General features: G+C 69.0%; 11 protein-coding genes. All 11 read left to right on the forward strand.

From position 1 onward, the window contains the following. The first annotated feature begins 48 nt into the window (after nucleotides 1–48). The gene (locus tag CK240_RS11415) at nucleotides 49–954 is read left to right on the forward strand and encodes a metal ABC transporter substrate-binding protein (protein WP_095640472.1); all 906 of its coding nucleotides are present in this window, start codon (nucleotides 49–51) and stop codon (nucleotides 952–954) included. Nucleotides 955–957: 3 nt separating this feature from the next. Next, nucleotides 958–1836 (forward strand): manganese/iron ABC transporter ATP-binding protein, encoded by an 879-nt coding sequence (locus CK240_RS11420; RefSeq protein ID WP_095640473.1) that lies wholly within the window; start codon nucleotides 958–960, stop codon nucleotides 1834–1836. After that, nucleotides 1833–2693 (forward strand): metal ABC transporter permease, encoded by an 861-nt coding sequence (locus CK240_RS11425; protein ID WP_095640474.1) that lies wholly within the window; start codon nucleotides 1833–1835, stop codon nucleotides 2691–2693. Before CK240_RS11420 ends, CK240_RS11425 begins: the two co-directional genes overlap by 4 nt. Beyond that, nucleotides 2690–3523 carry a metal ABC transporter permease gene (locus CK240_RS11430; protein WP_095640475.1) on the forward strand — a complete coding sequence of 278 codons (834 nt, stop codon included), beginning with the start codon at nucleotides 2690–2692 and terminating at the stop codon, nucleotides 3521–3523. Before CK240_RS11425 ends, CK240_RS11430 begins: the two co-directional genes overlap by 4 nt. Nucleotides 3524–3619: 96 nt before the next feature. Next, nucleotides 3620–5974, forward strand: coding sequence for a NosR/NirI family protein (locus CK240_RS11435; RefSeq protein ID WP_095640476.1), 2355 nt, complete (start codon nucleotides 3620–3622; stop codon nucleotides 5972–5974). A 1-nt stretch (nucleotide 5975) separates the two neighbouring features. After that, the gene (gene nosZ / locus CK240_RS11440) at nucleotides 5976–7925 is read left to right on the forward strand and encodes a TAT-dependent nitrous-oxide reductase (RefSeq protein WP_095640477.1); all 1950 of its coding nucleotides are present in this window, start codon (nucleotides 5976–5978) and stop codon (nucleotides 7923–7925) included. Beyond that, complete coding sequence (locus tag CK240_RS11445) at nucleotides 7922–9259, forward strand: nitrous oxide reductase family maturation protein NosD (RefSeq protein WP_095640478.1); 1338 nt, start codon at nucleotides 7922–7924, stop codon at nucleotides 9257–9259. The genes nosZ and CK240_RS11445 overlap by 4 nt, the downstream gene beginning before the upstream one ends. Further along, complete coding sequence (locus tag CK240_RS11450) at nucleotides 9256–10128, forward strand: ABC transporter ATP-binding protein (protein WP_095640479.1); 873 nt, start codon at nucleotides 9256–9258, stop codon at nucleotides 10126–10128. Before CK240_RS11445 ends, CK240_RS11450 begins: the two co-directional genes overlap by 4 nt. Further along, on the forward strand, nucleotides 10125–11000 hold the full coding sequence (locus CK240_RS11455) for an ABC transporter permease subunit (RefSeq protein WP_240517388.1): 876 nt from the start codon (nucleotides 10125–10127) through the stop codon (nucleotides 10998–11000). Before CK240_RS11450 ends, CK240_RS11455 begins: the two co-directional genes overlap by 4 nt. Beyond that, a complete protein-coding gene (locus CK240_RS11460) occupies nucleotides 11000–11536 on the forward strand; it encodes a nitrous oxide reductase accessory protein NosL (protein WP_095640480.1) in 537 nt (178 codons plus the stop codon). Before CK240_RS11455 ends, CK240_RS11460 begins: the two co-directional genes overlap by 1 nt. After that, nucleotides 11523–12452 (forward strand): FAD:protein FMN transferase, encoded by a 930-nt coding sequence (locus CK240_RS11465; protein WP_095640481.1) that lies wholly within the window; start codon nucleotides 11523–11525, stop codon nucleotides 12450–12452. The genes CK240_RS11460 and CK240_RS11465 overlap by 14 nt, the downstream gene beginning before the upstream one ends. Nucleotides 12453–12457 lie beyond the last annotated feature (5 nt).

Consider the following 12457-nt stretch of genomic DNA (forward strand, 5'->3'; position numbering starts at 1 on the left):
TGAGAATGCGTTGCATTTACGTTGAGGAGAGTCTGCAGAGGAGTGAACATGACTTTCCACGTGGCTGGTCTTCTCGCCGCAACCCTGGCGCTGGCTGCCGGTTCGGCGCAGGCGCAGGACCGGATGAAGGTGGCGACGACCTTCACCGTGATCGCCGACATGGCGCGCGAGGTGGCGGGCGACGCGGCCGAGGTCGTGTCCATCACCCGGCCCGGCGCCGAGGTGCATGGCTACCAGCCGACGCCGCGCGACATCGTGGGCGCGCAGGACGCCGACCTGATCCTGTGGAACGGGCTGAACCTGGAACGCTGGTTCGAGCAGTTCCTGGGGAACCTGAAGGACGTGCCCTCGGCCACGGTCAGCGAGGGGATAAAGCCGCTGCCGATCTCGGGCGGCGACTACGAGGGCAAGCCCAACCCCCATGCCTGGATGGGGCTGGAAAACGCGCGCATCTACGTGGACAACATCGCTGCCGCCATGGCCGGGGCCGACCCGGCGAACGCCGCGACCTACAGGGCCAACGCCGAAGCCTACAAGGCCGAACTGGCCGCTGCGCTGGAGCCCCTGCGCGCCGAGATCGCCCAAATTCCCGAGGCCCAGCGCTGGCTTGTCACCTGCGAGGGCGCCTTCAGCTATCTCGCCCGCGATCTTGGCTTGCGCGAGCTTTACCTGTGGCCGATCAACGCCGACCAGATGGGAACGCCCCGGCAGGTCCGGACCGTCATCGACACGGTGCGCGACAACGACATCCCTGCCGTCTTCTGCGAAAGCACCGTCAGCCAGGCCCCGGCCCAGCAGGTTGCCCGCGAAACGGGCGCGCATTACGGCGGCGTGCTTTACGTGGACAGCCTGTCGGAACCGGATGGGCCCGTGCCGAGCTATCTGGACCTGATGCGCGTCACCACCCGCACGATCGCGGACGGCCTGGCCGCAGGGATTGCGGAACAGGACTGACCCATGCTTGCCCCACCCCCCGCCACCGGTCAGGGAATCGCCGCACGCGACGTGACGGTGACCTATCGCAACGGCCACACGGCGCTGCGCCATGCCAGCTTCGAGATCCCGCAGGGGACGGTCACGGCGCTGGTGGGGGTGAACGGGGCGGGCAAGTCCACGCTGTTCAAGGCGATCATGGGCTTCGTCCCCGTCGCCTCGGGCGAGATCCGGCTGCTGGGGCTGACGGTGCGCGAGGCGCTGCGGCGCAACCTCGTCGCCTATGTGCCGCAGTCCGAGGAGGTGGACTGGTCCTTTCCCGTGCTGGTCGAGGACGTGGTGATGATGGGCCGCTACGGGCACATGGGCTTTCTGCGCCGCCCCTCGGGTGCCGACCGCGCCGCCGTGGATGCGGCACTGGCGCGCGTCGGCATGTCCGACCTGCGCCACCGCCAGATCGGAGAGCTTTCGGGCGGGCAGCGCAAGCGCGTCTTCCTGGCCCGCGCACTGGCGCAGGACGGCCGCGTGATCCTGCTGGACGAGCCCTTCACCGGCGTGGACGTGGGCACCGAGGACCAGATCATCGCCCTTCTGCGCGAGCTGCGGGACGAGGGGCGCGTGATGCTGGTGTCCACCCACAACCTCGGGTCCGTGCCCGAGTTCTGCGACCGCGTGGTGCTGGTCAAGGGCACGGTGCTGGCCCACGGCCCGACCGAGACGACCTTCACGCGCGAAAACCTGGAACGCGCCTTCGGCGGCGTCCTGCGGCATTTCACTCTGGGCGGGGACGTGCTGCACGACGACGACGACCCGCGCCACGTCACCATCCTGACCGACGACGAACGCCCGCTGGTGCGCTATGGCAACCGCACCCGCACGCGCGAGCCCGAGGGCGGCGCATGATCCTGCTGGAGCCCTTCGGCTACAACTACATGACCACGGCCATGTGGGTCTCGGCGCTGGTGGGGGGCGTCTGCGCCTTCCTGTCGGCCTACCTGATGCTCAAGGGCTGGTCGCTGATCGGGGACGCGCTGTCGCATTCGGTCGTGCCGGGGGTCGCGGGCGCCTACATGCTGGGTCTGCCCTTCGCGCTGGGGGCCTTCCTGTCGGGCGGGCTCGCGGCGGCGGCGATGCTGTTCCTGTCGGACCGATCCGGGCTGAAGCCCGACGTGGTGATCGGGCTGATCTTCACCGGCTTCTTCGGGCTGGGGCTGTTCATGGTCTCGCTGAACCCGGTCGCGATCTCTGTCCAGACGATCACCATGGGCAACATCCTGGCGATCACGCCCGCCGACACTGTGCAACTGGCCATCATCGGCTTCGTCTCGCTGGCCGTGCTGCTGGCGAAGTGGAAGGACCTGATGGTCGTCTTCTTCGACGAAACCCACGCGCGGTCCATCGGGCTGAGGCCGGGGCTGCTGAAGGGGGTCTTCTTCGTCCTGCTGTCGGCCTGCGTGGTGGCGGCGATGCAGACGGTCGGGGCCTTCCTGGTCATTGCCATGGTGGTGACGCCGGGCGCCACGGCCTATCTGCTTTGCGACCGCTTTCCCCGGCTGATCGCGCTGTCGGTCGCCATCGGGACCGTGACGAGCTTCGTCGGGGCCTATGTCAGCTATTTCCTTGATGGCGCGACGGGGGGGGTCATCGTCTGCCTGCAGACGCTGGTGTTTCTGGCGGCCTTCGTCTGGGCGCCCAGGCACGGGCTGCTGGCTTCGCGCGCGAAGGCCGCAGCGGCCCTGAGGGACGAGGCCGCCCCGTGATCGAGACGCTGTTTTCGCCCTTCCAGTTCGAATTCTTGCGCAGCGCCTTCCTGATCGCGCTGATCGTGTCGGTGCCGACGGCGCTGCTGTCCTGCTTTCTGGTGCTGAAGGGCTGGGCGCTGATGGGCGACGCGGTCAGCCACGCGGTCCTGCCGGGGATCGTGCTGGCCTATATCCTGGGGCTGCCGCTGATCCTCGGGGCCTTCGGCGCGGGAATGCTGACCGCCGTGGCCACGGGCTTTTTGACCGAGAACAGCCGCGTCAAGCAGGACACGGTGATGGGCGTGGTGTTCTCGGGCATGTTCGGACTGGGGATCGTGCTTTACACGGCGATCACCTCGGACGTGCACCTGGACCACATCCTGTTCGGAAACATGCTGGGCGTGCAGCAGGGCGACCTGTGGACGGCAGGCCTGATCTCGGCCGTCGTGACGGTGGCGCTGGTCCTGAAATGGAAGGACCTGATGCTGCACGCCTTCGATCCCGCGCAGGCCAGGGCCTCGGGGCTGCGGGTCGGGCTGCTGCATTACGGGTTGCTCACGATCCTGTCGCTGACCATCGTGGCCACCCTGACCGCAACCGGGCTGATCCTGGCCGTCGGCCTGCTGATCGCCCCGGGCGCCATCGCCTTCCTGCTGGCGCGCAGCTTCGGGCGGATGCTGGCCGTGGCGGTGACGGTCTGCATGGCGGCGATGCTGGCGGGGGTCTATGCCAGCTTCTTCCTGGACAGCGCGCCCGCCCCGACGGTCATCCTGATCCTGACGGCGATCTTCGGCGCGGCCTTCCTGCGCAGGCAGCGCCAGATCCGCCGCGCCGCCGCCACGGTCTGAGCCCGGCGCATCTTTCGCCGGACATTGCCCCACCGCAACGTCCGGCGCCCGCGAACAGGCGAAAAGCGGAAGGCCAAGACCCGGCCGGAGCCCGTGATGTCCTTTCGCCCTGCCCTTCTGTGCCTTCTCCGCCTGACGATTCTCGTGGGGGCGGTGCTGGGATCCGCCCCGGCGGTCCAGGCCGCGACGCTGGAGGAGGCGCTGGCCCGGACCCCCGCGTCCGAGCTGTTCCAGGGCGCCGATGCCTACGGCGCGCCGCAGGGCAGCCCGGCCATCGTGCCGGTGATGCGCGGGACCGAAACGCTGGGCTATGCCTATCTCGCCTCGGACTTCACCGCCTCGACCGGCTATTCGGGCAAGCCCATCCATATCCTTGTCGGCATCGACCCTCAGGGCATCGTCCAGGGCCTCAGCCTGATCGAGCATCACGAGCCCATCGTCCTGATCGGCATCCCCGAGGAGCGGGTGCTGCAGGCGATCAACGGCCTGATCGGCGCCGACCTGGGCCGCGTCGCGGCCGGAGAGGCGCGCCCGCCGCAGGTGGACATCGTGGCGGGCGCGACCGTCACCGTTCTGGTGATGGGCGACAGCGTCGTGCGCTCGGCCGTGCAACTGATCCGCTCGGGGCGGCTGGGCGGGGTGGACCCTGCCACGGTCGCGCCCGAGGTGCAGCGCCAGCTGGACCCCGCCGCGACCGCCCCCGCCGAGTGGGAAACGCTGGTCGGCGACGGCTCGGTCCGCTCGCTGGTGATGACCGTGGGCGAGGTCAGCGGGGCCTTCGAGGCCGCGGGCCAGCCCCAGGCCGCTGCCCACCCGGAGACGAAGACCCCCGAGGACAGCTTCATCCAGCTTTACATGGCGCCCGTGTCGGTGCCCGCCATCGGCATCGGCCTGCTGGGTCCGCAGGGCTATGAGCGCCTGGCCCAGCGGCTGAAGCCCGGCCAGGCGGCGATCCTCGTCGCGGGCGACGGGGCCTATTCCTTCAAGGGCTCGGGCTATGTGCGCGGCGGCATCTTCGACCGCATCGAGCTGTTGCAGGACGGACAGGGCATCCGCTTCCACGACCGCGACCACACCCGCCTGCCTGCGCTGGCCGCCAAGGGCGCCCCGCGCCTGCGCGAGATCGCGCTGTTCGTCGTCCCCGAGGGCGCCAGTCTCGACGTGACCAAGCCCTTCGAGCTGCAACTGCTGGTCCAGCGGACCACCGAGGGACGCGACAAGGCGACGCTGCCCTTCAACCTCGGCTACCAGTTGCCCGAGCAGTACATGCTGCCCGCGCCCCAGCCTGAGCCGGTGGCGCAGCCTGCCCCCGAGCCCGCCACCCAGACCACCGTGGGCGAGCCCCTGTCCGAGGACGACGGCCCCGCGCTGTGGAAGACGATCTGGGACATGAACCGCGTCAACGTCGCGGTGACGGCCGCGGCGCTGGGCGTGCTGACGCTGATCTTCTTCTTCCAGGACCTGCTGGTGCGCCGCCCCGTGCTGTTCACCTGGGTCCGCCGGGCCTACCTGACCTTCACCCTCGTCTGGCTGGGCTGGATGGTTCACGCGCAGCTTTCGGTCGTGAACGTCCTGACCTTCTTCAACTCGCTGCTGTCGGGCAGCTTCTCGTGGGAATACTTCCTGACCGCGCCCCTGGTCTTCATCCTGTGGTGCGCGGTGGCGGCGGGCCTGCTGTTCTGGGGACGGGGGCCGTTCTGCGGCTGGCTCTGCCCCTTCGGCGCGCTGCAGGAGCTGTCCAACACCGTCGCCCGCAAGCTGCGCATCCCGCAGGTCACGGTGCCCTGGGGCCTGCACGAGCGGCTGTGGCCGCTGAAATACATGATCTTCCTCGGCCTCTTCGGCCTGTCGCTGTATTCGCTGGCGCGCGCCGAGGTTTATGCCGAGGTCGAGCCCTTCAAGACCGCGATCATCCTGAACTTCATGCGCGAATGGTGGTTCGTGCTGTTTGCGCTGATTTGCCTGCTGCCCACGCTGGTGATCGAGCGCTTCTATTGCCGCTATGTCTGCCCGCTGGGCGCGGCGCTGGCGATCCCGGGACGGATGCGGATGTTCCAGTGGCTCAAGCGCTGGCCGGAATGCGGCTCGCCCTGCCACCGCTGCGCCAACGAATGCCCGGTCCAAGCGATCCACCCCGAGGGCAACATCAACGTCAACGAATGCATCTACTGCATGCACTGCCAGGTGCTTTACCACGACGACACCCGCTGCCCGCACATGATGACCGTCAAGGCGCGGCGCGAGAAACTCGCCCGCAGCTCCGGTCCGAAGATGCCCGACCTGGGCGGCAGGAAGGCGGCCAAGCCCGCGACCGGCGCCATCGCCGGAACGCCCGTCGCCCGGACCACCACCCCTGACCCCGCCAGCAAGGAGCCCCCGGCCTTCCGGGCGCAGAGGCGCCTTGCGGAACAGGCGGCGGAACCCACCACTCCAAACCCTCAAGGAGCTTGAGATGACCGAAGAAACCAGAACGGGGCTGAACCGCCGCCAGCTGCTGGGCAGCACGATGGCGCTGGCCGCCGGCGCGGGCACCGTGGCCCCGCGCGCCCTGCTGGGCGCGGGCGCGGGGCTGGCCATGGGCGGCGCCGCCACCCGGGCCGCCGCGCAGGGCGACGCCGGGGGCCAGTCCTCGCACGTGGGGCCGGGCGAACTTGACGAATACTACGTCTTCGTCTCGGGCGGCCATTCGGGCGAGGTCCGCGTCGTGGGCCTGCCGTCCATGCGCGAACTGATGCGCATCCCGATCTTCAACCGCGAAAGCGCCACCGGCTGGGGCCAGACCAACGAGTCGCTGAAGGTCCTGCGCGACGGCATGACCCCCGAAAGCCGCGAGTTCATGGCGAACAGGGGCGGGATCTACATGAATGGCGACGCCCACCACCCGCACCCGTCCTTCACCGACGGGACCTATGACGGGCGCTACTTCTTCATCAACGACAAGGCCAACACCCGCGTCGCCCGCGTCCGGCTGGACGTGATGAAATGCGACAAGATCATCCAGTTGCCGAACCAGCACACGGTCCACGGGCTGCGCGTGCAGAAATACCCGCGCACCGGCTATGTCTTCGCCAATGGCGAGGACGGGGTGCCGCTGCCCAACGACGGCTCGGTGCTGGACGATCCGGCGCAGTACCAGTCGATCTTCTCGGCGATCGACGGCGACACGATGGGGGTCGCCTGGCAGATCATCGTCGAGGGCAACCTCGACAACGTGGACGCCGACTACCAGGGCAAGTACGCCTTCGCGACCTGCTACAACTCGGAAAAGGGCGTCACCCTGCCCGAGATGATGGAAAAGGAGCAGGACTGGCTGACCGTCTTCAACCTCAAGGCCATCGAGGAGGCGGTGGCCGCGGGCGAAGGCCAGGTGCTGAACGGCGTGCGCGTGCTGGACGGCCGGGGCGAGAACAACAAGCTGACGCGCTACATCCCCGTCTCGAACGGTCCGCACGGCATCAACACCGCGCCGGACGGCATCCACATCGTCGCCAACGGAAAGCTGTCGCCGACGGTCACGGTGTTCGACGTGCGCCGCTTCGACGACCTGTTCGCGGGCAAGATCGGCGGGCGCGACTGCGTGGTGGCGGAACCGGAACTGGGCCTCGGCCCGCTGCACACCGCCTATGACGGGCGGGGCAACGCCTACACGACGCTGTTCATCGACAGCCAGGTCTGCAAGTGGAACATCGAGGACGCCATCCGCGCCCATAACGGCGAGCAGGTGGACCCGATCCGGCAGAAGCTGGATGTCCACTATCAGCCGGGCCACAACCACACGTCCATGGGCCAGACCAAGGAAGCGGATGGCAAGTGGCTCATTTCGCTCAACAAGTTCTCGAAGGACCGCTTCCTGAACGTGGGTCCGCTGAAGCCCGAATGCGACCAACTGATCGACATTTCGGGCGACGAGATGCGGATCGTCCACGACAACCCGACCTTCGCGGAACCCCATGACGCAACCATCGTCCATGCCTCGAAGATCAACCCCGTCCATGTCTGGGACCGGGCGGACCCCTTCTTCGCGGATGCGGTGAAGCAGGCCGAGGCCGACGGCATCGACCTGACCATGGACAGCGAGGTGATCCGCGACGCGGCAGACCCCAACAAGGTCCGCGTCTACATGACCTCCTCGGCGCCGGCCTTCGGACTGGACAGCTTCACCGTGAAGCAGGGCGACGAGGTGACGGTCTATGTCACCAACATCGACGAGATCGAGGACCTGACCCACGGCTTCTCGATCATCAACTACGGCATCAACATGGAGGTGGCGCCCCAGGCCACGGCCTCGGTGACGTTCAAGGCCGACCGGCCCGGCGTCTACTGGTACTACTGCTCGTGGTTCTGCCATGCGATGCACATGGAGATGAAGGGCCGCATGCTGGTGGAGCCCGCCTCGGCATGACCCGCCTTCCCCGCCTTGCCCTGATGCTGACGGCCGCGACCCTCTGGGCCGCGCCGCTGGCAGCCGCCACCTGGCGGCCCGGCTCGGACGCCGAACTGGCGGACGCGCTGGCCGGGGCGGCGGCAGGCGACGAGATCGTCCTGCGGGAGGGCCGGTGGTCCGGCCCCCTCGTCCTCGGCAAGCCCCTGACCCTCAGGGGCGAGGCCGGCGCGGTGGTTGACGGCGGCCGCAGGGGCCACGTCATCGAGGTCGATGCCCCCGACAGCGTCGTCACGGGGCTGGAGATTACCGGCTCGGGCGCCGACCTGAACCGGATGGATTCCGGCGTGTTCCTGACAAAGAAGGCCGCGCGGGCGCGGGTCGAGGGCAACCGCCTGACCGACAACCTGCATGGCGTGCGCGTGCAGGGCGCCAGGGACTCGCTGGTCGCGCGCAACACCATCGTGGGGCGGCTGGGCCGGCAGGCCGAGCTTGGCAACGGCGTCACCGTCTGGAACGCCCCCAGCGCCGTGATCGAGGAAAACGACATCACGCGCGGCCGCGACGGCATCTTCGTCACGGTGTCCAAGAAGAACGTCTTCCGCGCCAACCGGATGCGGAACACGCGCTTCGCCATCCACTACATGAACACCGCCGACAGCGAGGTGATCGACAACGATTCCCGTGACAACAGCATGGGTTACGCGATCATGTTCTCAAACCGGCTGCGCGTGACCGGCAACCGCAGCGAGAACGACCGCGACTACGGCTTCCTGTTCAACTCGGCCAACCGCTCGGTCCTGACCGGCAACGTGGTAATCGGCCATCCCGCCTCGCCCGACCGCTGGCGGGACATGGGGCAGTCCAGCGAGGAAGGCGTGCCCGCCGCCGAGCCGGGCAGCGACCATGTCGCGCCGCAGAAATGCGTCTTCATCTACAACGCGAACAAGAACACATTCACAGGCAACCATTTCGAGGGCTGCGGCACCGGCATCCATTTCACCGCCGGGGCCGAGGGCAACCGGGTGTCGCGCAACGATTTCGTCGGAAACCGGGTGCAGGTGAAATACGTGGGCACGCGGACCCTCGAATGGTCCGAGGACGGCGTGGGCAACTACTGGTCCGACAATGCCGCCTTCGACCTGAACGGGGACGGGCTGGCGGATTCGGTCTATCGGCCGAACGACATGGTGGACAAGGTCATGTGGACCGCCCCGCAGGCGCGGATGCTGATGACCAGCCCTGCCGTGCAGATCCTGCGCTTCGCCCAGAGCCGCTTCCCCGCCGTGCTGCCGGGCGGCGTCATCGACAGCGCGCCCCTGATGTTCCCCCATTCCGAAAGGCCGCTGCCATGAACAATGCAACGGTGATCCTGGACGGCGTGCGCAAGTCCTATGGGGGGCGCCAGGTGGTCCACGACCTCAGCTATCACCTGTCGCCCGGCGAAGTGGTGGCGCTGGTCGGTCATAACGGCGCGGGAAAGACGACGCAGATCAAGATGATGCTTGGACTTGTCCGGCCCGACGCAGGGTTGCTTCAGGTGCTGGGCGCCGATCCCGCGCAGGGGCGCCATGCCCGGCAAGCCCTGGGATACCTGCCCGAAAGCGTCCAGTTCCACCCCAGCTTCACCGCGCGCGAGACGCTGGCCTTCTATGCCCGCCTCAAGGGCCTGCCCGCGCAGGGCCATGAGGCGCTGTTTGACCGCGTCGGTCTGGCGGATGCCGCCGACCGCCCGGTGCGCGGCTATTCCAAGGGGATGCGGCAGCGGCTGGGCCTCGCGCAGGCGATCCTGGGCCAGCCGCGCCTTCTGCTGCTGGACGAGCCGACCTCGGGCCTGGACCCGGCGCTGCGGCGCGAGCTTTACGGGATCGTGGCCGATCTCGCGCGCGAGGGCGCGACGGTGCTTCTGTCCTCGCACGCGCTGACCGAACTGGAAGGCCAGGCAGGCCGCGTCCTTGTCATGAACCGCGGCCGCCTGATCGCCGACGGCACAATGGAGGAGCTGCGCCGGCTGGCCGGGCTGCCCTCGGTCCTGCGCTTCCGCGCCGACGGAACGCCCCAGGGCGCGGCGCGCATCGGCGACCATTGGCAGGTCAAGCTGTCCGAGGCCGAGAAGCCCGCCGCCCTGCGCGCGGCGCTTGAGGCAGGCGCCCGCGACATCACGCTGGAAGATCCCAGCCTTGACGACATCTACGCGCATTTCCTGCGCCGGGAGGCCGCATGACCACCGGAACGACAACCCTCGCCATGCCCGCCGCGACCCGCAGCGCCATGCCGACCTCGCCCGTCCTGACCATCGCCCGCCGGGAACTGGCCGAGGGCCTTCGCAACCGCTGGGTCGTCTCGACCACCCTGCTGATGGCGGCGCTCGCCTCGGCCATCGCGGCGCTTGGCTCGGCCCCGACCGGTTCGACCTCGACCGGGGCGCTGGACGTCGTGGTGGTGGGTCTGGCGAGCCTGACGATCTTCCTCGTCCCCCTGATCGCGCTGCTGATCTCGCACAACGCCATCACGCGCGAGGCCGAGGGCGGGACGCTGCTGCTGCTGCTCAGCCATCCGCTGGCGCGCTGGCAGGTGATCGCGGGCAAGTTCCTCGGCCAGCTTGGCATCATGGGGTTCGCCACCATTATCGGCTTCACCTTCGCCGCCGGCTTCGTCGTCTGGCAGCACGGGACCGAGGGCTGGCAGGCCTTCGGAGCCATGACGGGCGCCTCGATCCTGCTGGGTGCGGTGTTCCTGTCGCTGGGGCTGCTGGCCTCGGCCTCGGTGCAGGAAAGCTCGACCGCCGCGGGGATCTCGATCGGACTGTGGCTGCTGTTCGTGGCGATCTACGATATGGCGCTGCTGGCGGCGCTGGTCGCGCAGGGCGGCCATGCGATCCCCGGCTGGCTGATGGACCTCGCGCTGGTGCTGAACCCGACCGACGCCTACCGGCTGCTGACGCTGGGCGAGGGCTCGTCCGCGATGCTGTCGGGCATGGGCGGGGTCTTCGACAACTCGGCCCTGACCCCGGGCCTTCTGGTCGGCGCGCTGGCCCTGTGGTGCGCCCTGCCGCTTGGCCTTGCGATGGCCGTCTTTTCGCGAAGGAACCTCTGATGAAACGCCTTGCCCTTGCCGCGCTTCTGGCCCTGTCGCTGGCTGGCTGCCGCGAGGAGACCGTGGCCTCGGCCCCGCCGGTGGCGCTGACGGCGGACGCGGTCGGCCGTTATTGCGGCATGAACCTGTCCGAGCACGAGGGTCCCAAGGGGCAGGTGATCCTGGCCGAGGGGCACGATCCCTTCTGGTTCTCCTCGGCACGCGACACGCTGGCCTTCACCATGATGCCGGACGAACCCAAGGATTACGCCGCCGTCTATGTCTCGGACATGGGCCGCGCGGCAAGCTGGGCCGATCCGGGCGCCGACAACTGGGTCGAGGCGCGGCAGGCCTTCTATGTCGAGGGCTCGGAGGCGCGGGGCGGCATGGGCGGGTCCGAGATCGTGCCGTTCTCAACCCGCGAGGCCGCGGAAACCTTCACCGCCCGGCACGGCGGCGCGGTCGCGGCCTATGCCGAACTGACGCCCGAGCAGGTACTGGGCGGGGGCGACGAGGCCGCCCATGAGCCCGAGGAGCAGGCCCATGCCGCGCATTGACCGCCGCCGCTTCATCACCATCGCCGCTGCCATGGGTGTGGCCGTGGCGGGCGGCCCTGCCCTCGCCGCACCCCGCCCCGTCACATGGCGCGGCCAGGCGATGGGGGCCGAGGCCACGCTGATCCTGAACCACCCCGATCCCGCGCGGGCCGCCGACATCCTGCGCCGGGTGGAATCCGAGCTGCGGCGGCTGGAGGGCATCTTCACGCTTTACCGCGCGGATTCCGAACTGTCCCATCTGAACCGGACAGGCGCGCTTGCGGCCCCTTCGCCCGAGATGGTCGCGGCGCTGCGGCTTGCGCAGGCGGCGCATGAGGCGACCGGGGGCCGCTTCGACCCCACCGTGCAGCCGTTATGGCGCGCCTATGCGGCGGGTGCCGATGCCGAGGCCCTTGCGCGGGCGCGCGGCCTGATCGGCTTCAAGCGCGTGACGGTGGGCGAGGACCTTGTCGTCCTGCCTTGGGGAATGCAGCTGACCTTGAACGGCATCGCGCAGGGCCATATCTCGGACCGCATCGCCGCGCTGCTGCGGGCGGAAGGCGCGGTGAACACGCTGGTGAACATGGGCGAGATCAGCGCCATCGGTGGGCGCAGCGCCGGCGTCCCCTGGCGCGTCGGCCTGTCGGGTGGCGGAGAGGTCGAGCTTGCGGACCGCGCCCTCGCCGTGACCGAGCCTTCGGGCTTCACCTTCGACGCAGAGGGCCGGCTGCCGCACCTGATCGACCCGTCCTCGGGCGCGCCGCGCGCAGAATGGCGGCGGGTCGCCGTGACCGCGCCGCAAGCCGGGCTGGCCGACGCGCTGTCCACGGGACTCGCACTGGCCCCGGCGCCCGCAATCCGCGATGTCGTGGCCGCCCTGCCCGGCATCCAGGTCCGCGCGCTGGACGCGCAGGGCCGCGAAAACCTGTTCGGCTGAGGCCG

This window comes from Paracoccus salipaludis, from assembly GCF_002287065.1.
Taxonomy (GTDB): Bacteria; Pseudomonadota; Alphaproteobacteria; order Rhodobacterales; family Rhodobacteraceae; genus Paracoccus; species Paracoccus salipaludis.